The following is a 24,888-nucleotide window of genomic DNA, read 5'->3' as shown; positions in this document are numbered from 1 at the left end:
CAATAGTAGCCCTTCTCGGGGTTGCATGGCAGGATGACGGCTCGGTCGCGCAAACTCTCCACGCGCCGCCGCTCGCCGCTCGACCGTCGGCTTTCGTGCCGTCGGTCCCCGCTTCCTGCCACCGCGCTTGCGTGCCGCATGCGCGCACGCCATACTCATGCTGTCGCAGTGGCGCTTGATGCGCTGGAATGCTGATCAGACGGCGTCCCAGCGCCGGAACCGGCATTCGCAAGCGATTCGTCCGAACTCGAAGAAGGAGCGAGGGAATGGCTGGAAGATCGATCATGCCGGGTGCGCGCCGCATCGCGACGGGAATCCTGGCGGCGACGCTCGTGCTCGCGCTCTGCCCGTTGCAGGCGTTCGCGACGGCGGGGGACACCGTCGTGCACAAGAAGTCGGGCATGGATATGTCGTATACGATCGTGCGCGACGCGGGTGCCGCGCAAGGCGCGGTCGTGCTGGCCGGACTGCCGGAGGGAGCTGCGGGCATCGTCGCGGTCCCCGCCTCCATCATGGTGATGGAAGCGTGGGAGGATCCCGCCACCTACGCGGTGGAGGGCATCGCGGCGGGCGCCTTCAGCGGCGCGGCGGCCGCATCGGGCGCGGTGGAGCGCATCGACATCGAGGGTGTCGTGGATGTGGACCCCGCCGCGTTCGCAGGACTCGCGGACACGACGACGTTCACCGTGCGCAATGCGGAGATGGTCGAACGGCTTGCGGCCGCGGGCATCGCGAAGGAGCGCATAGCCTGCGAGCCGCTGCTCACGAAGTACGTGGCGTTCGGCGACAGCATTGCCGCCGGCTACGCGCTGTCCGAATACGATAACAGCGACCAGTGCTACGATCAGGAACCCACGCCCTCCGACGCGTTCGTGTCGCTGGTGGGCGCGCACTTCGCCGATGCGTTCGGCCCGTCGGTGACGGACAACCTGGCTGCCTCGGGCTGGACGAGCACGCAGCTGCTCGACGCGCTGCAGGCGGGCGCCTACGACGCGGCGCTTGCCGATGCGACCGCGGTGAGCGTGACCATCGGCTCGAACGACCTGCTGGGGCGGTTCATCGAGATCATCGCCGAGGCGCTCGAGCCCATCAGCGATCTAAGCGATGCGGATGTAGCGCAGATAGAGGCGGCGATCGCCGACGAAGGTGCGGCGGGTCCGGACGCAGCCGCGCTGGCGGCGGATGCTGGCGACGCGCTCGTTTCGGACGCGGGCGACGCGCTCGTCGCCGTGCGTCCCGACCCTGTCAAAGAGCTGCTCGAGAAGGTGTCGGCCGCCATCGAGCGCATCAACGCGGCCCTTGTCGCCGACCCTGAGCTGCTCGCCGCCTGCGAGACGTTCGCGACGACGAACCAGCCGGCCATCTTGGATGCCGTCCACGCCCGCGCGCCGCGCGCCCAGGTGTATTGGACCACGTTGTACAATCCGTTCTACGGCCAGGTGCTCGACGTGCGCACGCTGTTCCCCAAGCTGGCCGCGCATGTGGATCCCGACCTGCCCCTGTCCATCGACCTCGGCAGCGCCGGCGCGCGCTACATCGAGATCATGAACGAGGCGTTCGTCCGGAACACGGAAGGCTACGCCGCCGTGAACCTGTACGAGCCGTTCAACAATCCCGGCTTGACGAACGTCTCCATCGGGCGCGCCGCCGACGGCTCGATCTCGTTCAACGTCGACCCGCATCCGAACCATGACGGCCATGCGCTCATCGCCGAGCTGGTGAACGGGGTCGTTGATGCGACCTACGCGCCGGGCGCGCCCGATCCCGCTCCGGTCGTACCCGATCCTGCGCCGATCGTGCCCGTTCCCGAGCCGACCGAGCCGACCGAGCCCGTGCCCGCTCCCCAGCGCCTCGCATCCACGGGCGACGGGGCTCCGGGAGCCCTCGCTGTCGTTGCGTGTCTTATGGCGACCGGCGCTCTAGGAGCGTGCGCGGCGCGCCGCAAGCGCGAAGGATGCCGTCGATGAGCAGGCCGGCGACCGCTGCGGACACCGCCCGCGCAGCGCTGCGCCGCGTTCGCGACGCGCTCACGCCCGACCGCCTGCTGGCGGCGCTGTGCCTGGTCGTGGCGCTGGGCATGGCGGCGCCGTGGGCGCGGGTCCCCGTGGCGGAGCTTATCGGGCGCGAGGTGTCCTACTCGGTGCCCGACCTGCTGGCGGTGGGGCAGCTGACGGTTGAGCGCGCCCAGTCGCTCGAGGATCTGCTCGAGCAAGCGCGCGGCATCGCCGAACGTGCGGCGGGTATCGTCGACCGGGCCCAGGATGCGGCGGAGCGCGCCCAGGATGCGGTCGAGCGCGTGTCGACCGCGTTGGACGAGAGGGGGTAGGGCCGTGGACATCGAGCTTATCTGAACGCTGCTCACAATTGCCCAGGTGCTCTGGATCGTCATGGCGTTGCTGCTGGTCGCAGCCGCTGTTGCCCTGCTCGTGCGCGCGAGGGCGCGCTACGGGCTGCTGATCGCCTCCTGCTCGTGCGCGGCGGCGTTCTCGCTCGCCTGGATCGTCCTCGTGCGCGCGGCCGATTCGTTCGCCCTCGGCACCGTGATGGACATGCTGGGGCCGTGGGTCGTGCTCGTGGTCCCTCGCGTGGTGGAGCCGGGCATCTGGCCGTGGATCGTCCTCGCGTGCTCCCTTGCGGGCATCGCGTTCGGCGTCCTGGGAGTCCGCCGAACGCGCGCGCAGCTGGGGCCGCGCATCTAGCGTTGCGCGAGGATGCCGTCGACGAGCTTGCTCCGCGCGGTTAGCTCTTTGCGCGCCAGCGGCCGATGGCTTTCGCGATCTCGGTCTGCACGACCGAAAGGAGGGCGAAGCCGCCGACGAGCGCCCACTGCGATGCGTTCATGGAAGTGCCGCCGAATGCCTCGATGATGGGCGGCACCAGCAGCACGATCATCATGAGGGCGAAGCTTGCGCCCACAGCCCAGGCAAGCTGCGGGTTGCGCGTTTCGCCGCGGTCCCAAACGGGGTCGGTGGTGGAGCGCTGGTTGAGCGCGCGCAGCACCTGCGAGAAGGCCAGCGTGCCGAAGGCCATGGTGCAGCCGAGCGCGTCCCCTCCCGCTTCGCGGCCGATAGCGAACGCGGCCAAGGCCAAGACGGCGATGAACACGCCCTGGAACCCCACGCGGCGCGCGAGCTTTGCGTCGAGCAGGTTGTTCGCGCGCATGGGCGGGTGCTCCATGATGTGGCGGCTGGCAGGCTCTACGCCCAGGGCCAGCGCCGGAAGCGACGCCGTTGCCAGGTTCACCCACAGGATCATGACGGCGGTCAGCGGGGCGTTCCAGTTGAGGGCAAGCGCCGTCAGCAGCACGATGATCTGGGCGACGTTGTCGGCGACCAGAAACGCTACCACCTTCTGGATGTTGCGGAACACGCGACGGCCCTCGCGCACCGCGTAGACGATGGTGGTGAAGTGGTCGTCCATGAGGATCATGTCCGAAGCGTCCTTGGCCACGTCGGTTCCGGTGATGCCCATGGCAACGCCGATGTCGGCGGCCTTGAGCGCGGGAGCGTCGTTCACGCCGTCGCCCGTCATGGCGGTGACCTCGCCGCCATGCTGAAGCGCGCGCACGATGCGCAGCTTGTGCAAAGGCGACACGCGGGCGAATATCGAAGCGTGCTTGACGGCTTCGTCAAGGGCCTCGTCGTCCATGCGGTCGAGCTCCTCGCCCGTAACCACGAGGTCTCCCGGCCGATGGATGCCCAGGTCGCGCCCGATGGCGCGTGCCGTGGCGGCGTGGTCTCCCGTGATCATGACGGTGCGCACGCCTGCGGTTCGGCATGTTTCGACCGCGTGCCGAACGTCCGGTCGGGGCGGATCCATCATGCCCACGATGCCGATCAGCACCAGGTCGCGTTCGATGTCGTCGTCTTCGTCCGGCGCGCCCGCAAGCGCGCGGGTTGCGAAGGCCAGCACCCGCAACGCCTCGTCGGAGAGCGTTTGGGCCAGCGCGAGGGCATGCTCGCGGTCTTCGTCGGTAAGGGGACGGGGGCCGTCCTGGTCAAGCAGGTAGGCGCAACGCGGCAGCATCGAATCGAGCGCGCCCTTCACGGACACGACGGCCTGTCCCTCGCGGTCGTTCACCGTGGACATGCGCTTGCGGTCGGAATCGAAGGGGCGTTCGGCAAGGCGCGGGTACGCGGCGCGCAGCTCTCCCGGATCGATGCCGCCGTCGCGCGCGAGCAGAAGCAGCGCGCCTTCGGTGGGGTCTCCGATCACCGTGTCGCCGACGGCTTCCGATTCCGCAGGGGAGAGCACCGCGTCGTTGCAGAGCACGGCGGTGAACGCAAGGTGCTCGAAGAGGCGGGCGTGCTTCTCGCGTGCTTGCTCGGGGTCGAGCTGGCGTTTTCGAGCAAGGTCGGGCCCAAGGGCCACGCGCACCACGTTCATGCGGCTCTCGGTGAGCGTGCCGGTCTTGTCCGTGCAGATGACGGTAGCGCCGCCCAGCGTTTCAACGGCGGGCAAACGCCTGACCAGGGCTTCGTGCTGCGCCATGCGCTGAACTCCCAGCGCCATGGTCACGGTTGCCGTGGCAGGCAGGCTTTCCGGTATCACCGATATGGCCAGCGACACGGCCAGCAGCAACAGGGGAGCGAGCGGTCGCCCGTAAGCTAGGCCGATGGCGATCACGGCCAGCGCGGCTACCACGCCCACGATGGTGAGGCCCTTGCCGAAGGAGGCGAGCTTGCGCTTGATGGGCGTGTCCAGGCCGTCGCTTTCCTCGAGCATGCCGGCGATGCGCCCCACTTCGGTGTTCATGCCGGTCGCCACCACCACGCCTTCGCCGCGCCCCGCCGTGACGATGGCCGTGGCGAAGGCCATGTTGGCGCGATCTCCCAAGGGGGCTCCGGGAAGCGCTTCGGATGCGGCGTTCTTGTCCGTCGGCACCGATTCCCCGGTTAAGGCAGCCTCTTGCATGCGCAGTCCCGCCGTGCTGGTCAGCCTCAGGTCGGCCGGGGCCATGCTGCCGTCCCCGAGCAGCACGAGGTCTCCGGGCACCAGGTCGCGCGCAGGCACGACGGTCTCGATGCCGCCGCGCATGACGCGGGCTTCCGGCGCGCTCAGGCTGCGCAGCGCCTCCAGCGACGATTGCGCTTTCTGCTCCTGCACGATGCCGATGACGGCGTTGACCACCACGATGGCCGCGATGATTCCGGCTTCGACCCATTCCTGCAACAGGGCGGAAAGCGCGGCTGCGGTCAAGAGGATGAGGATCATGGGGTCCGACAGCTGCTCGCGTACCATGTTCGCCAACGTGCGCGGAGGCTTGGCGTTGAGTTCGTTTGGGCCGAATTCGGCCAACCGGTCATGCGCCGTGGAGGGCGACAGGCCGTCGGGGAAGGTGTCGAGCTCCTTGATGGCCTGTTCGCGCGACATGGCGTGCCAGGCGTGCTGCGCGACGTTTTGACGTTCCTCGGCGTTCTTGGCCGCGCGGATGCGAGCGGCGCTGTGCTGCTCGCGGCGCTTCGGTGGTTGATGGTTGCTCATAGGACCCCTTCGTCGTGGCGGTTGCGGTTCGCGGCCGTCGGGAATCGTTCGGCGGTGTTTCGTTCACCATAATCGGGCAAGCTCGTTGCTCGCCGAACCGTCATCTGCCGGTAGCCGAACCATTACCATCCTCGAACAAGGGGCATGATCGTCTTTTCGCAACGGCCAGTGCGCTACAATGACGAATCCGGTGAATTCTTGCCAAGGAGCTTTGCTCGGCTGCCGTATGCCGGTTGTCGCTCAAGCGCCATGCTCCTTGGTAGATAAACTATGCAAATACTAGACAGTATCCAATAAATCACATAGTCTGATATATATCTTGCCGATCATGCTTGCTAGGGGGCGCAATGCACGGAATGGACGAAGCTTGCCGCTATCTTCGCGCGTCGCATGCGCTGCGCGAGGCGCTGGATATCCCTCGCGGCGCTTCGCTTGCCGCGATTCCTTTGGGAAACGGGGAGCATAATGCGAATTTCGCCTTCGACCACCCGGTGACGGGCGCGCGCTACGTGCTGCGCATGAACTATGCGAGCCAGTTGGGCTTGCGGGAGCAGGCGTCGTACGAGCACGGTGCCCTGCGCGCCCTTGCCGTATCCGGCCGCACGCCGAGCGCCGTCTACGTCGATGAAACCCGAAGCGTCGTGGACAGGGGCGTTCAGGTCATCGGGTTCTGCGCAGGGCGCCTGCTCGATCTCGAGCGCGACGACGATCTTTCGAAGGCAGCGAAAAGCCTGGCCGACGTTCATAGCGTTTCCGTTCCCGACGAATGCACGCTGATCAGGCCGAGAAACCCGTTGGCGGAGATCAGGGACGAGAGCCTGCGCATGTACCGGGTTTACGCCGGGTCGAGGTTCGTCGATGCGCACGTGGCGCGCGAGATCGAGGACCTTCTTGCAACGTGCGATCGCGTGGTGGAAGCGCACGAGGGCGACCCGATGCGCTCGCACATCGTGAACACCGAGTGCATCGCGGCCCATTTCCTGATTCCCGAAGCGGGCGACTTCGCCTACGTGGTCGACTGGGAAAAGCCGATCGTGGGCGACGCCGCGCAGGACGTGGCGTTCTTCGTGGCTCCCACCACGACGTTCTGGGACAGCGATATCGTGTTCGACGATGCGCGCCGCGATCTGTTCGTGCGCGCTTACATCGATTCCGTGGATGGGCGCTTCCCGACGGAGGGGTTCGTCGAGCGGTTCTTCGCTTACCTTACCCTCACGTGCTTGCGGGGCGTTACCTGGTGCGCTATGGCGCAGGTTGAATACCACGATCCCAACCGGCCTTTGAAGAACGACAAGACGTTTCGCAAGATTCAAGCGTATCTGTCGGACGGCTTCTTCGCGCAGTTGAAACGCCAAGCGTTTTTGAAGCGGTCCGCGTAAGAGCGCTGCACGATGCGCGCCGCTGAGCGATCTGGTTCGCACATATACTAGCGATGATCTACTATTAGATATATACTACTAGTGTACGGTTGATGAATCTCATGATCGTATCATGATGGCACAAGGGGAAGGAATCGGTATGGACAAGGTTGCGCAGCAGATGTACTCTCGCCGTCGTTTCTTGGCGTTGGGAGCGACGGCGGGGTTGACGATCGCGTGCGGCGGGGCGCTCGCGGGATGCTCGGGCGCTTCGGGCGGGGGATCCGACGCGGGCGCCGCCGCAGCTTCGATCGACTACGCTGATTGGAACGCGGTCCTGGAAGAAGCGAAGGGCCAGACGGTTTCCTGGTACGGATGGGGCGGCAGCGAGCCTCGCAACACGTGGATCGAGAAGGTTCTAACGCCGCGGCTGAAAGAGCGGTACGATATCACGCTCGACCTGGTCGGCATGGACATCAACGACATCCTCACGCAGCTTTCGGGCGAGATGCAGGCAGGCGTGAGCGAGGGGACCATCGACTTCATCTGGATCAACGGCGAGAACTTCTACTCCACGAAGAAGAACGGGTACCTGTGGGGCCCGTTCTGCGAGTACCTTCCCAATTTCAACGAGTACTGCGACAAAGACGCTGCCGACAACGCGTACGACTTCGGCAGCCCTACCGAAGGGTTCGAGGCTCCGTACGCCAAAGCGCAGATGCATCTGTGGATCGATTCGGCTTCCCATCCGAACCCGCCGAGGACCCTGCAGGAATTCACGGCGTTTTGCAAAGAGAACCCCGGCAAGGTGACGTATCCTCAGCCGGGCGATTTTACGGGAACGGGATTCATCGAGTGCCTGATTGCGGGCGTCGTCGGCAAAGACGAGTTCGAAAAGCTCTCGCGCATGACCGACCCGACGACTGAAGAAGTGAAGGCCATCGTCGATCCCGGACTGGAATACCTGCGCTCGCTCAACCCGTACTTATGGAACCAGGGCGCAACGTTCCCGGCGGATTCCGCAACGGTTCGGTCCATGTTCGCCGACGGCGAGCTGGTTTTGGGCATGGGCTACGGAAGCCCCCAGTCCGACGTCGACAACGGGGCCCTTCCGAAGACCGTCAAGCCGTTTCTGCTGGACACGGGAACCGTGGGCAACACGAACTTCATGGCCATTGCGCAAAACGCTCCCCACAAGGCGGCGGCATTGGTGGCTATCAACGAGGTCATGAGCCCGAAGATGCAGCTCGACCAGTACAAGGAGCTGGGAAACATCAGCGTGCTCGACATGGAGAAGCTGCCGGCTGAAGATCGGGCGGCCTTCGAGGGAATCGAGCTGAAGGGCAGCGAGCTTGCGTTGGACGAGCTGCTGGGCGCGCGCGTTGCCGAGGCCGCAGGTCCGGTGGTTCCCCTTATCGAGCAGCTGTGGCTCGACGAGGTTGTAGGGAAGTAGTCGTCATGCCGCTGCCCCGTACCATAAGAAGACGGTTGGTTCCGTACGTGCTTGCGCTTCCCGCGGCCGTGCTGCTCGCCGTCTTCTTTTACGGGGTGGCGAACGGGGTGCTGCAGGGGTTCGGGATCATGCCGTTTCTCGGTCGCACGGATTTCACCTTGGATTACTACGTGCAGGTGTTCGCTCGGTCGGACTTGAAGGACTCCGTTTCGTACAGCCTGTACCTAGCGGCGGTGTCCTCGGTGCTGGCCGTCGTGGGCGGCGTGGCTTTGGCCGGGTTCATGACGAGAGCCCGATCGGGCCGGTTCGTTCGGCTGGTCGGCATTCGCCTGCCGCTGATGGTCATGCACGCTCTGGTTGCCTTGGCGGTGATCTGCCTGTTCGCGGGCTCGGGCCTCGTTCCGCGGCTCATGTGCTGGCTCGGCCTGGCTCAAGATCCGGGATCCGTCGTTTCGGTGGTGGGCGCTTCGTCGGGCTGGGGGATCATCGCGGTGTACCTGTGGAAGGAAGTGCCTTTCGTCGCGTTTTGCACGGCTTCCATCATGATGAACATAAGCTCGTCGCTCGGCGAGGCGTCGTCTACGCTGGGCGCGGGGCCGTTGCGATCGTTTTTCGAGGTGACCCTGCCCTTGTGCAAAGGTGCGGTGGCGAAGGCGTTTTTGGTGGTGTTCGCATTCGCGTTCGGATCCTACGAGGTTCCGTTCTTGCTCGGGCCGACGCTTCCCAAGGCGCTTCCGGTGCTCGCCTACATAGAGTTCCAAGATCCCGACATCCTCAATCGCTGCTACGCGATGGCGTTGAACGGCGTGATGGCTCTGATCTGCACGGTGCTCGCCGTCGCGTACTTCGCCATCGTGCAGCGCGAGCGGAAGGAGCGGTGAGCATGACGTCTATCGACGCGCCGAAGCCAAGCAAGCGAGTTTCCGCAGCGCGGCAGGGCAGGCTGTCCAAGGTGTTCGTCGCCGTGCACGTGGCAATCGTCTTGCTGCCCATCGCGGTGGTGGCCCTGTGGGCCTTCGCCGACAGTTGGGCCTGGCCCCACCTGCTGCCTCAATCGTTTTCCCTAAGAGGCGTGGAGCTGGTTTTGTCGGAGGGCCGCGACACGGGGCTTTCGATGATGGTCCAAAGCGTGCTCATCGCCTTGGCCGCGGCAGTGCTGACCACGCTCGTCGCAGCGTTGGCGGCGCGCGCCGTCAGCTGCTACGAATGGGCGGGACGCAAGGCGTTCGGCTTCGGGCTCGTCACGCCGTTTCTCATACCGACGACGGTGTTCGCCATGGGCGTGCAGGTGCTGTTCATCAAGGCGGGCATCGCGCGAACGGTTCCGGGGGTGGTTTTGGCCCACGCCATCGTTGCGCTGCCGTATTCCGCCGTCATCATGATGGATATGACCGACGCGGTGGGCACGCGGCTCGAGGACGCGGCCAAAGCGCTGGGGGCGTCTCCGTTGAAGGCGGTGCGGCATGTGACCCTTCCGGCCTTGCTTCCGGGTATCGTGTCGTCGCTGTCCATGGCGTACATCATGTCGTTTTCCCAGTACTTCCTCACGTTGCTGATCGGCGGCGGCGCGGTGAGGACGCTTGCCGTGGTAATGTTTCCCTACCTTTCGGGAGGCGATCGAACCATTGCCGCGGCGTACGGGCTTGTGTTCATCGCTTCGACGTTCGCCGTGTTTCTTTTCTTCGAATGGCTGATGAGGCAGTTCGGTATGCGCGAGGACGGCGAGCTGTACGGGTGATAAGGCAACGGGCTACAGGGGGTTTGCATGCACCTTTCTCTTGATGGAATCGGGCTTTCCCTGGGAGGCAAGTCTATACTGGACGACGTTTCCTTCTCGGTTTCCAACGGGGAGTTCGTGTCGCTTCTGGGGGAGTCGGGCGCAGGGAAATCGACTATTCTGAAGATCGTCTCGGGGCTGATGCCCCAGGATTGCGGAACGGTTTCCTTCGACGGCGAAATCGTTGACGACCTGCCCTCGCATAAACGCCGCGCAGCTATCGTGTTCCAGGATATTCGCCTGTTTCCCAACATGAGCGTGCGCGACAACGTGGCGTTCGCGCTGAAGATGCAGGGGGCGTCCAAGCCTCAGCGCCACCGCGAGGCTGAAGAGCTTTTGCGGGCGGTTCGCTTGGAGGGCATGGGCGACCGGCGGACGAACCAGCTTTCGGGCGGGCAGCAGCAGCGTGTGGCGTTGGCCCGCGCCCTGGCGGGCAAGCCTCGGGTGCTTTTGCTGGACGAGCCGTTCAGCGGCCTTGACGAGCAGCTGCGCGACGAAATGCGCGCGCTTGTCCTGGAGCTTCATCGGCGCTTCGACATGACCTCGGTCATGGTGACGCACGATGCGCAGGAGGCGCTGGTCATGAGCGATCGGGTGATCTACGTGAGCGAGGGCCGGGTGCTGCAAGACGCTCCTCCTTCGGAGGTCTTGCTGGCGCCCGCGAACGAGACGGTGGAGGGGTGCTTCAGGGGATCGTCGGCCATCGAAGGAACGGTGTCCGACGGCACGTTTTGCGCGGGAAGGCTCGCGATTCCCGCGCCGGATGTTTCGGACGGTGCGGCCGTGCTGGTGTGCGTTGCCGGATGCGCGCCCTTCGTGCATGCCGTGACGAAGGATTGATCCGCGCCGTTCGCTCGAGCGAAGGCGTCCCCCTTACAACCTCAGGCGCGCCAAGGCTCTCTCCCATGAGAGGAAAGCGTTTTCCTTGAATGCCTCCGGATCGATTATCCGCGGAACGCCGATGGACGCTCGAGGCGCGGTTGCCCGTGCGCTCTCGAGGTAGCCGGCGGAGAGGAACGCGGCGTTGAGCGACACGTCTTGCCGTTGCTGGTCGAAGAGGTCCGGTTGGGCCAGGTAGGCGGCGGCCACAAGGTCCCAGCAGGTGAAGCCGTCCAACCCGTACGCGTTCTCCATGGTGGAGAACCAAGGGTCGCACGTGCGCGCGATCCACGAGTCGCCGCCGAAGCGCGCCAGGAAGTCGTTGCGGGAAAAGGTCGCCGGCAGGCAGTTCTGCGACGTGGCGATGCTGACCGGCGTCGGCGACGACAGCACCTCGAGCGTTGCCTGGGGGTCGCAGGAGAGGTTGAGCTCGTTCATGATGCGTCCGTTGATGACCAGGCTTTCCGTGACTCCTCCCATGAGCACCGTTTCGCGCAGGTTTCCGAAAAAGCCGGGGTCGATGCGCGCGGCCCCTTTCAGGTTCGTCAGCGATCCTAGCGCTAGAACGCTCAATGCGCCCCGGTCGTCCGCCGCCGCTTGCGCAAGGAAGCGCGATGCTTCGCTTGTTTTGTCGAGGGGGTTCGCGCAGCCTTTCAGAATGGGCACGTCAAAGCTCCATTCCGCGAAGAGGCGCGTCGTGTTGTCGTGCACGACGTCGATGGACGAGTTCCCGTACGCGGTGCATGCGGCTTCGACTCGGACCGCATCGGGGTTGCCGAGCAGGTAGAGGAGGGCAAGGCCGTCGTCGACGTCGCATCGGGGCACCCCCATGGTGTTGTCGAAGTCGACGATGACGCGTTTCGGCGTTAGTGTGCTCATGATGTTCCTCTCGGACGGTGCGTGCGGCTTGGGCATGAAGAGCATTGTGAAATACTAGATCATATCTTATACTTGCAACAGTCTATAGTAAAGGGGCGGGGCTGCGACGGTGTTCGCAGCCCTTGCTGCTCGGACGTCGCGCGGCTTGCCGCGGGAGGCGGTTCGGGCGCAGACCGTGGGGGGCGGATCTCGATGGGCGATATCGTGTTCGATCGGTTGGAGCGCGCGTTTTCGGTGTGCTCGGGTTGCGGGGCCTGCGTCGACCGCTGCGAGGTTCTGAGCGATGCCGGGATCTCGTCGTTGCGGGATCTGATCGAGCCGTTCAGAGGGGAGCCGTCCCTTGACGCGGTGCACAGCGTGCCGGAGCTTGCGCTTGCGGTCAGGCGCTGCTGCATGTGCGGTTCCTGCACGTGCTCCTGCCCGACGGACGTCGACGCCCGCAGCGTTCTTGCGAGCTTGCGCGAAGTGCTCGCCCGCGTTGGCGCGACCACCATGGAGGGGTTCGAGTCTACGCAGGTCGACAAGGAATGGCATATCTTTTCGGTGTACCGGGCCGTTCACGGCATAGGCTACGCGGACCTTCCCTCTTGGGAAAGCGCGCGCGAGCTGGGATCGGACACCCTGTTCTTTCCCGGCTGCACGCTGGCGAGCTACGCGCCCGAGCTGACGCGGGAGGTGTTCTCGTTTTTGCAGGATCGGGGCATGAATCCCGTGATCTCTACCGATTGCTGCGGAAGCCCCCTCAAGTCCGGGGGGCTGGGAGAGCGCGTCCGAGCTTACAAGAGCGATATGGTGCGCCGTGCGCGCGAGGCCGGTATCGCGAAGGTCGTGTTCGCGTGTCCGGGCTGCCGCGACGAGTTTTCCGAAACGGAAGAATCGGAGGGCATGGAGTTCGTCGCCCTTCCTCGGCTTTTGGCCGATGCTGGCGTGAAGATAGGCAAGGACCGCGTGCTTGCTGCGGCGGGTTCGTCGACGGGCGCGATGGCGCGCGCGGCTGTGTTCGACTCCTGCCACGACCGCGACGGCGCGTTCGGGGGTCCGCTTCGCTCCCTGTTCGAGGAAGGCGCGCTTTGCGAGCTTCCCCATTGCGGTCAACGCGCCCTTTGCTGCGGCGCGGGCGGCGCCGTTTCCCTTGTCGACCCCGACCTGTGCGCGCGGCGGGCGCACCGCATCCTCGACGACGAGGCTTCGAGCGTCGGCGCGGCCGTGCTGGTTTCGAACTGTCCCACGTGCTCCTACACGTTTGCGGCGCAGCTGCGCGCCGACGAGCGGGCGGGCGCGGCCGATGCGCCCGTGCGGTCCCTCAACTACCTGGAGCTTGCGTTCGAGAACGGGTTCGATTGGGATTTGGCGTTCTACCAGCTTGAAACCATGTGGTCGGGGGAATACGGCGCGTGGGTCTGCCAGCAGCTTCTCGGTTAGCGCGCGAGGCTTGTGGTGCGCTACAATGCTGCAACCGAAGAAAGGACCTTTCATGAGCCAGCCCCTCCGTCTTGACCGATTGCCGCGCACCGTCGAGCTCGAACGCGACGGCGACGGTCGCGCGTGCTTCGCGTACGTGGACCAGCGCCTGCTGCCGGGCGAGCTTTCCATAGTCCGCACGCATGATTGGCGTGCCGTCGTGCGGGCTATCGAGACGCTTGCGGTGCGCGGCGCGCCGGCTATCGGCGTAGCGGGGGCGGCCGCGGTGGCTGCGTGGGCATGCAACGAAGGAGCATCGGAGGCCGCGTCGCATGGATGCGCCGAGCAAGGTCCGCGCTTCTGGGAGCTGCTCGAGTCGGTTGCCGAGCGGATTGCGGGCGCTCGGCCCACGGCGGTCAACCTTGCCTGGGGCGTCGAGCGCGTCGCGGCTCTTGCGCGCGAGGCGCTGCGGGAGGGCGCGCTTCCGTCCGAGGTCGCCGAGACCCTGTTCGGCGAAGCGAAGCGCATGGAAGTCGAGGACGAGGCGGCGAACCGGGCCATCGGCGCGCACGGGGCATCCCTGCTTCCTGCGGGCGCGCGGGTGCTCACCCACTGCAACGCCGGCAGCTTGGCGACCGTGTTCTACGGCACGGCGCTCGGCGTGGTGTACGCGGCGGCCGAGCGTGGCGGGATCGAGCGGGTGTACGCGGACGAGACCAGGCCGGTGGGGCAGGGCGCGCGACTGAGCGTTTGGGAGCTTTCCCGCGCGGGCGTTCCCACCACGCTCATCTGCGACGGCATGGCGGCAAGCCTTATGGCGAAGGGCCAGGTGGACGCCGTTGTCGTTGGGGCCGATCGCATCGCCGCCAACGGCGATGTGGCCAACAAGATAGGCACGTACGGCGTTGCCGTGCTGGCCGCCGAGCACAACGTTCCCTTCTACGTGGCGGCTCCTACTTCTACCATCGATTTCTCCATTTCGGACGGTTCGCTCGTCCCCATCGAGGAGCGCGATCCGTCCGAAGTGCTGCCTTGCCCCATCGACGGCGTAGACGTGTGGAATCCGGCGTTCGACGTGACGCCCGCGCGCTACGTTTCCCGCATCGTCACCGAGCGAGGTGTCTTCTTGCCGCACGAGCTGTCGGACTAGGCGACAAGGCGGGGCAGGGGCCGCCAGCTTGCCTCCTGCTTCGCTTCAAGTCCGCTCCAAGTCTCGTCTCGCCGTTTCGTTTCCCCTGATGAAACGGCGCTGCATCTGGTACAATGCCGTTCAGGACGTCGGTTGCAAGGAGGATTCCATGCATGTCATCCATCGCGAAGACCAAGAGCAGCGAGAGCACGAGACGCTTTCCGCAGATGCGGCGTTCGCCGATCAGAGCGAAGGCCGGGATCGCTCGGCCGAGCCGGACGTTCTGCGCACCGATTACCAGCGCGACCGCGACAAGATCCTGCACACGAAGGCGTTTCGCCGGCTCTCGCATAAAACCCAGGTGTTCCTGGCGGCGGAGGGCGATCATTTTCGGACGCGTCTCACGCATACGCTCGAAGTGGCTCAGATCGCGCGGACCATCGCGCGTTCCCTGGGCTTGAACGAAGACCTCACCGAGGCCATCTCGCTCGGGCACGACCTGGGGCACACGCCGTTCGGGCATACGGGAGAGTCGGCCTTGGCGCGCTGCCTTGCCCGCCACAAGGGCATCGATCCGACGTCTTCTCAGGCAGCGGCGCTGTACCGGCACAACGAGCAGAGCCTGCGCGTGGTCGAGCGCATCGAAAACGGCGGGAAGGGCTTGAACCTCACGGCCGAGGTGCGCGACGGCATCCTCAACCACACGGGCGATCTGCGGGCCGAAACGCTGGAGGGCCGCATCGTCGGCACGGCGGATCGGATCGCCTACGTGAACCACGATATCGACGACGCTATTCGCGCGGGCGTCCTTTCCGAGTCCGACCTGCCCGCCGCCACGCACGCCGTTTTAGGGTCCGACCACTCTACGCGCATAGAGACCCTCGTGCGCGACATGGTGGAGACCTCCGCCGCGGTCGACGACATTCGCATGAGCAGCACGGTATGGGACGCGATGATGGAGCTGCGGGAGTTTTTGTTCGAGCGCGTGTACACCGCGCCGACCGTCACGGTCGAGGTGGAGAAGGCGACGCACCTTATCGAGGATTTGTTCGATTACTACGTCGATCACGTGGAAGAGGTGCCGCGCGAGTACCGCGACATTCCCGAAAGCGACGACCTGCGCGCCGTGGCCGATTACGTAGCCGGCATGACCGACCGCTACGCCAAGAACCTCTACCAGCAGCTTTTCATTCCGCATTCCCTGCATTTTTGATGCGCAGCGCGTTGGTACGCGGTTTGCTGCTCGCCTTGCGCGGCCGTTTCGCGCTTATGCGTTCACGCTGGCGGATTGTCGCCCGAAACGTACGCTTTTCTCTTCGATTCCGTACGTTTCGGGCGACAATCCGTTGCGTCCGCTGCAAATCGGGCTTCCTGACGGCAAGCTGACGGCAAGCGAGATTCCCCCATTGCGCATCTGCACAAAACTTGTATAATCGGGACGCTATGCTTACCGGGGATCACATAAAACAGTCGTTTCAAGCGGCGTTGCCCATCATGTTGGGTTACGTTGCCATCGGCATTCCCTGCGGCATCCTGTGCGACTCCATCGGACTGAATGCCTTGCAGGTGTTCTTGCTTTCGGCGTTGTTCTATTCCGGTGCGGGCCAGTTCATGATTCCCAATATGTGGCTGGCGGCTTCGCCTGTCGCATCCATCATCGCGAGCGTTTCTTTGGTCAACACGCGCCAGATGCTCTATTCGGCGGCGTTCGCGCCGGCGTGCCGCGGCGTGAGGAAGCGCCTGTCGTTCCTGTTCGCGGCTACCGTGACTGACGAAAGCTACGGGGTGAACGTGTCGAAGTTCGCCGAGGGGGAGTGGTCGGTCGGCCGCGCCACCATGGTGAACCTGTTCTCCCAAAGCTCTTGGGCGCTTTCGAATGTGGTGGGCGTGCTCGTGGGCAACGCCATCGGCATTCCGCTGGCCATTGCGGCGTTCGCCATGACCTCCATCTTCATCTGCCTGCTGGTCACCCAGAAGGTGTCGGCCGCTAACGTGATAGCCGCGGGCGTGGCCGTGCTGGGCGTGTTCGCGTGCAAGGCTGCGGGCTTCGGCGGTCCGGCGATCCTCGTGGGGTCGCTTGCGGGCGTTGCTGCGGCGCTGCTGTTCACGTGGGCAAGGGGGCGCGGATAATGGAAGCCATGGGATGGGGCGACTTCTTCGTCGTGTTCGCGTGCTGCGCGGTGACCATGCTGATATGCCGCGTGGTTCCCCTGTTCGTGCTCAAGGGGCGCAACCTGCCCGAGAACGTGGAGCGCGCGCTTGGGTTCATACCGCCGGCAGCGTTTGCCGCATTGGTGGCGAACGACCTGCTCACGCCCGGGATGTTCGACGCGGGCCTCTGGCCTGCCGCCGCTCCTTTGGTTGCCGCGCTGGTGGTTGCGCTGGTGGCATGGAAGACCAAGTCTCTTCTGTGGTGCGCCGTATCGGGCGTCGCCGCGTACGCGGTGCTCATGCTTTTCTAGGCGGGGTTTGGAGGTAGGCAAGTTTTTCCGAACAAGGCAAGGAATTGCCTTGCAAGCAGAAGCACATCGAGGTATACTGTCCAATCGTGTCTTTATGAGACAACACGAACGAGTTTTCACTGAACATATAAGAAGGAACGGGTCATGGATATCATTCGCGCCATTGAACAGCAGCAGATCAAGCAGGACGTCCCCGAATTCAACGTGGGCGACAACGTGAAGGTCCACTACCGCATCGTCGAGGGCAACCGCGAGCGCGTTCAGGTGTTCCAGGGTGACGTTATCCGCCGCCAGGGCGCTTCGAACCGCGAGACGTTCACCGTCCGCAAGATCAGCTTCTCCATCGGCGTGGAGCGCACCTTCCCCGTGCATTCCCCCAAGATCGAGAAGATCGAGGTCGTCCGTCGCGGCGACGTGCGTCGCGCCAAGCTCTACTACCTGCGCAACAAGGTGGGCAAGGCTGCCAAAATCAAGGAGAAGTCTTTCCGCTAAGCTCTGCGAAGCAACCTGTACAAGAACCCCTCGTTTCACACGGAGCGAGGGGTTCTTCTTTTGCATGCGGCGCTTCTGCTATGATGCGGGAGCGCCGATAGAAATCGGAGAGGGAGAGGGAACGCATGGGACTGACGGTAGCCGACATAAAGCAACGATTGCAGCAGGCTGACGAAGCCGAGTTCGCCGTGCTGGAGCGCTCTCTGGCGGCTGAGACGCGCAAAGGGGTGCTCGCCGCTATGGAGAGCGCGCGCAAGCGTCTTGCGGCGCAGGCTGCCGAGCGCGAGCGATTGGCTTCGATGTACGCGTACGAGCGCGAGCTGGCTGCAGCGCGCGGCGCGCGGGTGATCGTGGGGCTTGACGAAGTGGGGCGAGGTCCTTTGGCGGGCCCGCTGGCCGTAGGGGCGGTCGTGCTCCCCGACGAGCCCGTTATCGAGGGGTTGAACGATTCGAAGCAGGTCAAGCCCGAGGCGCGGGAGCGTATAGCCGCTCAGATCAAAGAGGCGGCGCTCGCTTGGACGGTCGAGTACGTGGAGCCTGCCGACATCGATGCGTGCGGCATGACTGCAAGTTTGGTCACGGCTTTTCGGAGGGCCGTTGCAAGCGTGGAGCGCGCGGGCGTGCGTCCCGATGTGATTCTGCTTGACGGCAATCCCTTGCGCATGGATCCGCGCGAAGTGAACGTGGTGAAGGGAGACGGCCGCTGCGCCTCCATCGCTGCGGCTTCCATTGTGGCCAAGGTGGAGCGCGACGCGCTCATGTGCCGTTACGCCGAAGAGTATCCGGCTTACGGATTCGATTCGTGCAAAGGGTATGCGAGCGCCGCGCATATCGAGGCAATCAAGCGGTACGGCTTGACGCCCATCCATCGCGTCTCGTTCTGCACGGCGTTCACGCAGCCTGCTTTGTTCTAACGGTTTCTCCCCGAGCCCCGTCGGATGCTTCGACGGGGCTCGTTGCATTTCCGCCCGCCGCTGCCGGGGTTGATCGGGCGTTGACGCAGAGCGCGGAATGCGGCGGGCAGGGCTTCGCGCGCCGGACTGCATCAACCGCGGACCCCGGACGGCATCCTTTTGGTTTCCCCTTGTCTGACCTGGACGTTTTCAATCCTGCTTGATTCGTGCTGGAAGCGCGCTGGAAACGCGCTGGATTTTTGCTGGGTTCGCGCGCGAAACGCGCTGCATCTTGGCTGGAACCCGCGCTGATTCGAGCAGATTCGCGCAGGGTCGGCGCTAGACGCACGTCATGTTTCCGCTAGGTGCGCTCGCTATGATAGAGCCACGACGAAAGGGGGAACGGTTATGGAAGATCGAACGGGAGTTGCCGAGCGGGTTACGGCGCCGGCGCGCGACGAGGGAACGAGCCTGGAGGCTCGTTCAGGGGACGATCGGGGGAGGAAGCGAGGTCGGGGGCGCAAGAAGGGATCGGGCGCCGCTGCGGGCGCCGACTCGCACAACATCGAGCTTGGGAAGCGCGGCGAAGATGCCGCTGCCCGGTTCCTGTATCGACGGGGCTACGAGATCGTCGAGCGGAATTGGACGTGCTCGGCAGGGGAAGCCGACATCATCGCGCGAGATGAAGAGTGGGTGGTGTTCGTGGAGGTGAAAACGCGGTCGAGCTGCGAGAAGGGGTTTCCCTCGGAGGCGGTGGACCCTGAAAAGCGAAAGCGCTACGAGAACATAGCAGCTTTGTTTTTGAGGGACTACGACGTGGTCGACGTGCCGGTGCGCTTCGACGTGGTTTCCATCGTGCTGGTTGCGCCCGATCGAGCCATGATCCGCCATCACATCAACGCGTATTCGTCATGATGGCTGCGAGGGGGCGCTGCACGGTTCGCGCCGCTGCGGTTCGCGGCGTCGAGGCGGTGGCGGTGGACGTCGAGGTAAGCGTTTCGAACGGGATCCCCGGTTTCGCTATCGTGGGGATGGCCGACGCGTCGGTGCAGGAGTCGCGGGAGCGCGTAAAGGCCGCGCTGCGATCATGCGGGTTTACGATGCCTGCGAGCAAAGTGGTGGTGAACCTTGCTCCGGGCACGCTCAGGAAGACGGGAACGGGGTTCGACCTGCCCATTGCCGCGGGCATCCTGTGCGCTACGGGACAGGTGGACCCGCAGGCGGCGGAAGGGGTCTTGTTCGTGGGGGAGCTGTCGTTGGAGGGTGCGGTCAGGCCGGTTGCCGGCCTGCTCGCTCACGCGCTGTGCGCGAAGCGGTTGGGCTGCGCGTTGGCTGCCGCGCCCTCGGAGGGGCTGTACGCCGTCAAAGGCGTGGTGCATCGCTGCGTACAGAGCCTTTCCGACTTCCGCACGCTTCCGTTTCCCGTCATGACCGGGCGGCTTGCCAAGGGCAGCGAGGCATTGCCCGACTTTCGCGACATTGCGGGCCACAGCATGGCGAAGCGGGCCTTGCAGATAGCGGCGGCTGGAGGCCATGGGGTGCTCATGATGGGTCCTCCCGGCTCGGGCAAGACGATGCTGGCCTCGAGGCTGCCCTCCATTCTGCCTCCTTTGTCGAAAGACGAGGCGCTTGAAACGGCGGTGGTGCATTCGGTGGCGGGGGAAAGCCTGGAAGCCGTGCTCGGTGGCGCGCGCCCGTTTCGGAAGCCTCATCACTCGGCTACGCTGGCGGGTTTGGTCGGAGGCGGGTCTCCCGTTCGCCCGGGCGAGATAACCTTGGCCCACAACGGCGTTCTGTTCCTGGACGAGTTGGCGGAGTTTTCGCCTTCGGCGCTTCAGGGGATACGCCAGCCTTTGGAGGCGGGCCGGGTTACGGTTACGCGGGCGGACGGCAACATCGACTTTCCGGCGCGGTTCATGCTGGTGGCGGCCTCGAACCCGTGCCCATGCGGGTACTACGGCGACGAGGAGGAGCCGTGCACGTGCTCTCAGCGTCAGATCAAGTTGTACCAAGGGCGCATCGGCGGGCCCATCATGGATCGCATCGACGTACATATCGACGTGCGCCGCATACCTCCAGGCGAGGTGCTGGCAACCGGGTGCGGGACCGGCTCCGAAGAACTGCGCCGCGACGTGCTGCGGGCGCGGGAGTTCTCGTCGTGGAGGCGCGCGCGAGCCGCCGAGAGCAGGCCCGATACGTCGGAGGCCCTTGTGCGGGCCTGCGGCCTTTCGGACGACGACGAGAAGTTCCTCGAAGAGGTTGCCCAGGCGAGCCGCATGAGCGGCCGGGCCATCATGCGCACGCTTGCGCTGGCGCGCACGGTGGCGGACATGGAGGAGCGCGATCGCGTGGAGCGACGGCATTTGTGCGAAGCGGTGGGATTCAGGCTTCGGGAAGGGGAATCATGAGCGCGCGCGTGCAGGGGCGGCCTCTCTCGGGTCCGCGGCACGTGCTCGAACTGGGCGGAGGTGCCTACCCGAAGGCCCTTGCGGTCGTATCCAACCCGCCGAAGAAGCTGTACGTCGTTGGCAGCGCAGATGCTTTGCAGGAGGGGATCGCCATCGTGGGAGCCCGCAAGGCCACCCCTTATGGGCGCGGTTGTGCGCAGCGGTTCGCGCGCATCGCCGCCGAACGCAGCGTGTGCGTGGTGTCGGGCGGCGCGCGCGGCTGCGACGCCGCCGCCCATCGAGCGGCGCTCGATGCGGGAGGGCTTACGGTCGCGTTTCTGGGCGGAGGATGCGATCGCCCTTATCCTGCCGAGCACAGCGGCCTGTTCCAGCAGATCGTCGATGCCGGCGGTGCGGTGGCATCCGAGCATGAATGGGAAAAACCGCCTTTGCCTCATCAGTTCCGCACGAGGAACCGCCTTATAGCGGGACTCGCGCGAGCTACGCTCATCGTGGAGGCGGGGCTGCCGTCCGGGACGTTCTCGACCGCCGACGAGGCGCTGGCTGCGAACCGCGACGTCTTGGTGGTTCCCGGCGCCATCACAGCGGCTTCGTCGCGCGGCGCCAATCGATTGCTCTATCAGGGCGCGACGCCGGTGATCGACGACGAGACTTTCGAGGACGCGCTGTTCTCGCTGTTCGGTTGCTTGAAGCAGGAGCGCTTTTGCCCGGAAGGGACAAGCGCGGAAGACGAGGATCCGGTGGCGGCCGCCTTGCGCGCGGAGTCTTTGGGCATGGAGCGCTTGATGGATCTTGCGCGCGAGTGCTGCGACGGGGAGGACGCGCTTCCTTGGCTCATGCGACGGCTTGTCGAAGGCGAGCGCGCGGGTCTTTTCGCGCGGCATCCGGACGGCCGGTGGGGACCGGTGGTCCGATGACGCGCGTGTTCGGAGCGGGCTCATGCCCGGTTTCGGCGGCTTCGAAGGGGCTGTTGCGGCGAAGCGGGGGAGTTTCGCGGTTTTTGCCTTGCGAGCGGCCGGGGTTTGGTATCCTTGCAGGCATGTCTAATTCAACGGTAACCATACTTGGAGCCGGGCTTGCGGGAAGCGAGGCCGCGCTGCAACTTGCCGACCGCGGCGTTCGCGTTCGGCTTGTGGAGATGCGCCCGGTTTCGTCTACGCCCGTCCATGTGTCGTCGGACTGCGCTGAACTCGTGTGCTCGAACTCCCTCAAAAGCACGAAGCCGCAAAGCGCCGCCGGCATGCTCAAGCGCGAGCTTGCCCTGCTCGGCTCGCAGGTTTATGCGGCAGCCGAGCGCAACGCGGTTCCCGCTGGCGGCGCGCTTGCGGTCGATCGCGCCGCTTTTTCCGCCGACGTGACCGAGCGGATCGCGGCGCATCCTTTGATCGAGCTGGTTCGGGAGGAAGCGACCGGCCTTGCGGCGTACGCGCAGGGGGCGGACGCCCTGGTGGTCGCCACGGGCCCGCTCACCTCCGATGCGCTTGCCGAGGACCTTGCTCGATTCACGGGCGGAGAGCATCTGGCGTTCTACGATGCCGCGGCCCCCATCGTCATGGCCGATTCCCTTGATTTCGGCAAGCTGTTTCGCCAGAGCCGCTACGAGGACGCCGAAGCCGGCGCGGGCGACTACCTCAACGCGCCGTTCAGCCGCGAGGAGTACGAGGCGTTCATCGAAGAGCTGGTGAACGCGGAGCGCGTTATCAAGCGCGATTTCGAGACGCGCGACCTGTTCCAGGCGTGCCAGCCTATCGAGGAGATCGCCCGCAAGGGCGCGGACGCGCCTCGGTTCGGAACGCTCAAGCCGGTGGGGTTGACCGACCCCCGCACGGGCCGGCGGCCTTGGGCCGCCCTGCAGCTGCGGGCGGAAGACGCGCAGGGCATGAGCTACAACCTGGTGGGTTTCCAGACGAACCTGACGTTTCCCGAGCAGCGTCGCGTGTTTCGCATGATCCCCGGTTTGGAGAACGCGGAGTTCGCTCGTTACGGCGTGATGCATCGCAACACGTTCGTCGATGCCCCGCGCTTGCTGGATGCGCAGCTGCGTCTTCGCCTTGACGCGCTGCCCGGTTCGACGGTCCCGGTGTTCGTTGCCGGACAGCTTGCCGGCACCGAAGGGTATTGCGAGGCTATCCGATCAGGCTTGCACGTAGCCCTGTCGACGGCGGCGTTCCTGAAGGGGCAGAGCCTGCCCGAGCTTCCGCGCGACACGGCGTTCGGTGCCCTTATGGCCTACGCGACCGATCCTGCTACGGTGGACTACCAGCCCATGCACGTGAACTTCGGCATCATGGCTCCGCTCGACCAGCATATCCGCAACAAGCGCGATCGCTACGCTGCGTACGCCGAGCGCGGCGAGCGGGCGTTGCTGGCGTATCGCGACGGCCTTGCCGCTTGCGGTTTGCTGCCGTCGGCCGAAGCCGACGTTGAAGCAGGCCATGGGGAGGCGCGCGTCGATGCCCGCTGATCTCGGCGGTTCGCCCGACGCTGTCGATCGACCTGAGTGCGACCCGGTTGCCGCGACCATGATCGAGGCGTTCTGCGAGGCTATGCGCGTGGAGCGCAACGCTTCCATCCATACCGTGCGCGCTTACCGGATCGATCTGCTGGACTATGCGCGCTGGGCGTGGCGCGAGGATATCGACCCTTTGCGAGCAAGTCACCGTCAGCTTCGCCGCTATCTGGGCGAGCTCGACCATGCTCAGTACTCGCGCACTACCATCAATCGGCGGCTGTCGGCGTTGCGCAGCTTCTTTCGCTGGCTCAACGTGACGGGCGCTGCCGACGAGGATCCCGCCAGCGTTCTGCAAGGGCCCAAGCAGCCGAAGAGCCTACCGCATGTTATCCGGCCTGCCGACATGGTGAAACTGCTCTCTGTGTACGGAAAGCGGGATTCGGCCGGCAACGTGCGCGGCCAGTCGTATTCCGACATGCGCAACCAGGCGCTGCTCGAGTTTCTGTACGCGTGCGGCGCGCGCGTATCGGAAGCATCCGGCTTGCTCTCGGCGCACGTGGACTTCGCGACCGGCCAGGTCAAGGTGTTCGGCAAGGGGTCCAAGGAGCGCATCATCCCGCTGCACGACATGGCGGTGTCGTCGATGCGGACCTACGCCCTGATAGCCCGCCCCAACCTGCTTGGAGATCGCGCCTGCGATTACTTTTTCGTGTCGACGCGCGGAAACCGGATGGGCACGGACGCTATGCGCAAGATGTTCAAGGACGCGGTGCGCAAAGCCGGTCTGGACGGGACGCTGTCTCCCCACGACATGCGGCACACGTTCGCCACGGATTTGCTGGAGGGCGGTGCGGATCTGCGCACCGTGCAGGAAATGCTCGGGCACGCCAGCTTGTCCACGACGCAGATCTACACCCATCTGACGCCCGGGCGCCTCAAGAAGGTTCACGCGCAGGCTCATCCGCGCGGCTAGGCCCTGCTTTTTCCAACATGGTTGCGGCCTCGTGACTGCTGCTTGACGCTTTGCGTTCGCCGTGCGGGCTCGGGCTTTGTCCCTTCATACTGGGTTCGGCTGCTACGAGCATGCCGGCGGAATTCGGACGAATGGGCGGGAGGAAGCGTATGAGCCGGAAGATGAGGGCGTTTGCCTGCGCGGCTGCGGCGGTGCTTTCCCTGGTTCCGTTTCTTGGAGGTTGCTCGGGATTTTGGTTTTGATCGGGCGTCGTGCAGGCTTGCCGGGCGCGCCTCTGTTTGCAACCCCGTGCAAGAAGCCTATAATAGCGAAACGTCGATGACGGGGCGTTGCGGTGAAGGGACGAGCTCATGCTGAAGATATCGACTGAGAAGCTGCTGTTGGTAGCGGGTATCGTGTGGTTCATCGCGGGCGTCAACATCGCCAACATCGGCATAGCCGCCTATTTCAACGAAACCGGCTGGCTGTTCTGGGCCTTGGTCGGAGGGACGCTGCTGATCTTCATCTTGTTCCATATCTTCGTGTTCTCGAAGATGGTGGGCAAGCATGCCGAGCGCATCAGGGGTTACAGCGAGGATAAAACGCACGTTCTGAAGTTCTTCGACAAGAAAGGCTACATCGTCATGGCGTGCATGATGGGCTTCGGCATTGCCCTGCGCGCTTCAGGCTTGGTGCCCGACTGGTTCATCGCGTTTTTCTACACCGGTTTGGGCGCGGCTCTTGCGGTGGCGGGAGTCAGCTTCGTCCTGCGGTACTTCAGAAGCGCGAAGGTCGGTTGCCCGGTGCTGCCGAAGACGTACGCGAACCACGACAAGGATTAGCGTTTCGGGCCGAGGGAGGCTTTTCGA

Annotated in this window: 23 protein-coding genes; 21 read left to right on the top strand and 2 right to left on the bottom strand. The window is 64.9% G+C overall.

What is annotated here, in order from left to right; translation table 11 throughout:
• Nucleotides 1-266: 266 nt before the first annotated feature.
• From LG373_RS05745 to LG373_RS05735, 3 genes are all read left to right on the top strand, one after another.
• The gene (locus tag LG373_RS05745; RefSeq protein WP_225749266.1) at nt 267-1,967 is read left to right on the top strand and encodes an SGNH/GDSL hydrolase family protein; all 1,701 of its coding nucleotides are present in this window, start codon (nt 267-269) and stop codon (nt 1,965-1,967) included.
• Nucleotides 1,964-2,326 carry a hypothetical protein gene (locus LG373_RS05740; protein ID WP_225749265.1) on the top strand — a complete coding sequence of 121 codons (363 nt, stop codon included), beginning with the start codon at nt 1,964-1,966 and terminating at the stop codon, nt 2,324-2,326. Before LG373_RS05745 ends, LG373_RS05740 begins: the two co-directional genes overlap by 4 nt.
• Before the next feature lie 61 nt (nt 2,327-2,387).
• The gene (locus LG373_RS05735; RefSeq protein ID WP_225749264.1) at nt 2,388-2,699 is read left to right on the top strand and encodes a hypothetical protein; all 312 of its coding nucleotides are present in this window, start codon (nt 2,388-2,390) and stop codon (nt 2,697-2,699) included.
• Nucleotides 2,700-2,739: 40 nt separating this feature from the next.
• Here the strand turns inward: LG373_RS05735 and LG373_RS05730 are convergent, their stop codons facing one another.
• Nucleotides 2,740-5,484 carry a cation-translocating P-type ATPase gene (locus LG373_RS05730; protein ID WP_225749263.1) on the bottom strand — a complete coding sequence of 915 codons (2,745 nt, stop codon included), beginning with the start codon at nt 5,482-5,484 and terminating at the stop codon, nt 2,740-2,742.
• 347 nt (nt 5,485-5,831) lie between these two features.
• Between LG373_RS05730 and LG373_RS05725 the strand changes: the two genes are divergently transcribed.
• The 5 genes from LG373_RS05725 to LG373_RS05705 all read left to right on the top strand — a co-directional run bounded on the left by LG373_RS05725 (nt 5,832) and on the right by LG373_RS05705 (nt 10,912).
• On the top strand, nt 5,832-6,863 hold the full coding sequence (locus tag LG373_RS05725) for a phosphotransferase family protein (RefSeq protein WP_225749262.1): 1,032 nt from the start codon (nt 5,832-5,834) through the stop codon (nt 6,861-6,863).
• A gap of 139 nt (nt 6,864-7,002) precedes the next feature.
• Nucleotides 7,003-8,295 carry an ABC transporter substrate-binding protein gene (locus LG373_RS05720; protein WP_225749261.1) on the top strand — a complete coding sequence of 431 codons (1,293 nt, stop codon included), beginning with the start codon at nt 7,003-7,005 and terminating at the stop codon, nt 8,293-8,295.
• Nucleotides 8,296-8,300: 5 nt separating this feature from the next.
• On the top strand, nt 8,301-9,176 hold the full coding sequence (locus LG373_RS05715) for an ABC transporter permease (RefSeq protein ID WP_114565793.1): 876 nt from the start codon (nt 8,301-8,303) through the stop codon (nt 9,174-9,176).
• Nucleotides 9,177-9,178: 2 nt separating this feature from the next.
• Nucleotides 9,179-10,033 carry an ABC transporter permease gene (locus tag LG373_RS05710; protein WP_114565792.1) on the top strand — a complete coding sequence of 285 codons (855 nt, stop codon included), beginning with the start codon at nt 9,179-9,181 and terminating at the stop codon, nt 10,031-10,033.
• Between the two features lie 27 nt (nt 10,034-10,060).
• A complete protein-coding gene (locus LG373_RS05705; protein ID WP_114565791.1) occupies nt 10,061-10,912 on the top strand; it encodes an ABC transporter ATP-binding protein in 852 nt (283 codons plus the stop codon).
• Between the two features lie 33 nt (nt 10,913-10,945).
• Here the strand turns inward: LG373_RS05705 and LG373_RS05700 are convergent, their stop codons facing one another.
• A complete protein-coding gene (locus tag LG373_RS05700) occupies nt 10,946-11,830 on the bottom strand; it encodes a nucleoside hydrolase (protein ID WP_181792500.1) in 885 nt (294 codons plus the stop codon).
• Nucleotides 11,831-12,022: 192 nt separating this feature from the next.
• On the opposite strand from LG373_RS05700, the gene LG373_RS05695 reads away from it, so the two are divergent.
• The 13 genes from LG373_RS05695 to LG373_RS05635 all read left to right on the top strand — a co-directional run bounded on the left by LG373_RS05695 (nt 12,023) and on the right by LG373_RS05635 (nt 24,861).
• The gene (locus LG373_RS05695; protein WP_114565789.1) at nt 12,023-13,252 is read left to right on the top strand and encodes a (Fe-S)-binding protein; all 1,230 of its coding nucleotides are present in this window, start codon (nt 12,023-12,025) and stop codon (nt 13,250-13,252) included.
• A gap of 52 nt (nt 13,253-13,304) precedes the next feature.
• Entirely contained in the window at nt 13,305-14,381 is a 1,077-nt protein-coding gene (gene mtnA / locus LG373_RS05690; RefSeq protein ID WP_114565788.1) for an S-methyl-5-thioribose-1-phosphate isomerase, read from the top strand.
• 148 nt (nt 14,382-14,529) lie between these two features.
• A complete protein-coding gene (locus LG373_RS05685) occupies nt 14,530-15,573 on the top strand; it encodes a deoxyguanosinetriphosphate triphosphohydrolase (protein WP_114565787.1) in 1,044 nt (347 codons plus the stop codon).
• A 230-nt stretch (nt 15,574-15,803) separates the two neighbouring features.
• Nucleotides 15,804-16,490, top strand: coding sequence for an AzlC family ABC transporter permease (locus LG373_RS05680; protein ID WP_114565786.1), 687 nt, complete (start codon nt 15,804-15,806; stop codon nt 16,488-16,490).
• Nucleotides 16,490-16,822: an AzlD domain-containing protein gene (locus LG373_RS05675; RefSeq protein WP_114565785.1), complete on the top strand. Its 333-nt coding sequence runs from the start codon at nt 16,490-16,492 to the stop codon at nt 16,820-16,822. The genes LG373_RS05680 and LG373_RS05675 overlap by 1 nt, the downstream gene beginning before the upstream one ends.
• 144 nt (nt 16,823-16,966) lie before the next feature.
• The gene (gene rplS / locus LG373_RS05670; RefSeq protein WP_114565784.1) at nt 16,967-17,314 is read left to right on the top strand and encodes a 50S ribosomal protein L19; all 348 of its coding nucleotides are present in this window, start codon (nt 16,967-16,969) and stop codon (nt 17,312-17,314) included.
• Nucleotides 17,315-17,439: 125 nt separating this feature from the next.
• Complete coding sequence (locus tag LG373_RS05665; RefSeq protein ID WP_225749260.1) at nt 17,440-18,228, top strand: ribonuclease HII; 789 nt, start codon at nt 17,440-17,442, stop codon at nt 18,226-18,228.
• A gap of 387 nt (nt 18,229-18,615) precedes the next feature.
• Nucleotides 18,616-19,122 carry a YraN family protein gene (locus LG373_RS05660; RefSeq protein ID WP_114565782.1) on the top strand — a complete coding sequence of 169 codons (507 nt, stop codon included), beginning with the start codon at nt 18,616-18,618 and terminating at the stop codon, nt 19,120-19,122.
• Nucleotides 19,122-20,615, top strand: a complete 1,494-nt coding sequence (locus tag LG373_RS05655) for a YifB family Mg chelatase-like AAA ATPase (protein ID WP_114565949.1) — start codon at nt 19,122-19,124, stop codon at nt 20,613-20,615. Before LG373_RS05660 ends, LG373_RS05655 begins: the two co-directional genes overlap by 1 nt.
• Nucleotides 20,612-21,532: a DNA-processing protein DprA gene (gene dprA, locus LG373_RS05650; RefSeq protein WP_225749259.1), complete on the top strand. Its 921-nt coding sequence runs from the start codon at nt 20,612-20,614 to the stop codon at nt 21,530-21,532. Before LG373_RS05655 ends, dprA begins: the two co-directional genes overlap by 4 nt.
• 122 nt (nt 21,533-21,654) lie before the next feature.
• Nucleotides 21,655-23,079, top strand: coding sequence for a methylenetetrahydrofolate--tRNA-(uracil(54)-C(5))-methyltransferase (FADH(2)-oxidizing) TrmFO (trmFO, locus tag LG373_RS05645; protein WP_225749258.1), 1,425 nt, complete (start codon nt 21,655-21,657; stop codon nt 23,077-23,079).
• Nucleotides 23,069-24,040, top strand: a complete 972-nt coding sequence (locus tag LG373_RS05640; RefSeq protein WP_225749257.1) for a tyrosine recombinase — start codon at nt 23,069-23,071, stop codon at nt 24,038-24,040. The genes trmFO and LG373_RS05640 overlap by 11 nt, the downstream gene beginning before the upstream one ends.
• Nucleotides 24,041-24,390: 350 nt before the next feature.
• Nucleotides 24,391-24,861: a hypothetical protein gene (locus tag LG373_RS05635; protein ID WP_114565779.1), complete on the top strand. Its 471-nt coding sequence runs from the start codon at nt 24,391-24,393 to the stop codon at nt 24,859-24,861.
• Nucleotides 24,862-24,888 lie beyond the last annotated feature (27 nt).

The sequence above is a fragment of the Paraeggerthella sp. Marseille-Q4926 genome (genome assembly GCF_916618935.1).
Classification (GTDB): Bacteria; Actinomycetota; Coriobacteriia; order Coriobacteriales; family Eggerthellaceae; genus Paraeggerthella; species Paraeggerthella hominis.
Note: the sequence above shows the minus strand (reverse complement) of the source record. Positions and strands in the feature narration are given on the sequence as shown.

Bases quoted from the DNA above. Each gene is read 5' to 3' on its own strand.
- LG373_RS05745 (WP_225749266.1), top strand. From the start codon at position 267: ATGGCTGGAAGATCGATCATGCCGGGTGCGCGCCGCATCGCGACGGGA.
- LG373_RS05740 (WP_225749265.1), top strand. From the start codon at position 1,964: ATGAGCAGGCCGGCGACCGCTGCGGACACCGCCCGCGCAGCGCTGCGC.
- LG373_RS05735 (WP_225749264.1), top strand. From the start codon at position 2,388: ATGGCGTTGCTGCTGGTCGCAGCCGCTGTTGCCCTGCTCGTGCGCGCG.
- LG373_RS05730 (WP_225749263.1), bottom strand. From the start codon at position 5,484: ATGAGCAACCATCAACCACCGAAGCGCCGCGAGCAGCACAGCGCCGCT.
- LG373_RS05725 (WP_225749262.1), top strand. From the start codon at position 5,832: ATGCACGGAATGGACGAAGCTTGCCGCTATCTTCGCGCGTCGCATGCG.
- LG373_RS05720 (WP_225749261.1), top strand. From the start codon at position 7,003: ATGGACAAGGTTGCGCAGCAGATGTACTCTCGCCGTCGTTTCTTGGCG.
- LG373_RS05715 (WP_114565793.1), top strand. From the start codon at position 8,301: ATGCCGCTGCCCCGTACCATAAGAAGACGGTTGGTTCCGTACGTGCTT.
- LG373_RS05710 (WP_114565792.1), top strand. From the start codon at position 9,179: ATGACGTCTATCGACGCGCCGAAGCCAAGCAAGCGAGTTTCCGCAGCG.
- LG373_RS05705 (WP_114565791.1), top strand. From the start codon at position 10,061: ATGCACCTTTCTCTTGATGGAATCGGGCTTTCCCTGGGAGGCAAGTCT.
- LG373_RS05700 (WP_181792500.1), bottom strand. From the start codon at position 11,830: ATGAGCACACTAACGCCGAAACGCGTCATCGTCGACTTCGACAACACC.
- LG373_RS05695 (WP_114565789.1), top strand. From the start codon at position 12,023: ATGGGCGATATCGTGTTCGATCGGTTGGAGCGCGCGTTTTCGGTGTGC.
- mtnA (WP_114565788.1), top strand. From the start codon at position 13,305: ATGAGCCAGCCCCTCCGTCTTGACCGATTGCCGCGCACCGTCGAGCTC.
- LG373_RS05685 (WP_114565787.1), top strand. From the start codon at position 14,530: ATGCATGTCATCCATCGCGAAGACCAAGAGCAGCGAGAGCACGAGACG.
- LG373_RS05680 (WP_114565786.1), top strand. From the start codon at position 15,804: ATGCTTACCGGGGATCACATAAAACAGTCGTTTCAAGCGGCGTTGCCC.
- LG373_RS05675 (WP_114565785.1), top strand. From the start codon at position 16,490: ATGGAAGCCATGGGATGGGGCGACTTCTTCGTCGTGTTCGCGTGCTGC.
- rplS (WP_114565784.1), top strand. From the start codon at position 16,967: ATGGATATCATTCGCGCCATTGAACAGCAGCAGATCAAGCAGGACGTC.
- LG373_RS05665 (WP_225749260.1), top strand. From the start codon at position 17,440: ATGGGACTGACGGTAGCCGACATAAAGCAACGATTGCAGCAGGCTGAC.
- LG373_RS05660 (WP_114565782.1), top strand. From the start codon at position 18,616: ATGGAAGATCGAACGGGAGTTGCCGAGCGGGTTACGGCGCCGGCGCGC.
- LG373_RS05655 (WP_114565949.1), top strand. From the start codon at position 19,122: ATGGCTGCGAGGGGGCGCTGCACGGTTCGCGCCGCTGCGGTTCGCGGC.
- dprA (WP_225749259.1), top strand. From the start codon at position 20,612: ATGAGCGCGCGCGTGCAGGGGCGGCCTCTCTCGGGTCCGCGGCACGTG.
- trmFO (WP_225749258.1), top strand. From the start codon at position 21,655: ATGTCTAATTCAACGGTAACCATACTTGGAGCCGGGCTTGCGGGAAGC.
- LG373_RS05640 (WP_225749257.1), top strand. From the start codon at position 23,069: ATGCCCGCTGATCTCGGCGGTTCGCCCGACGCTGTCGATCGACCTGAG.
- LG373_RS05635 (WP_114565779.1), top strand. From the start codon at position 24,391: ATGCTGAAGATATCGACTGAGAAGCTGCTGTTGGTAGCGGGTATCGTG.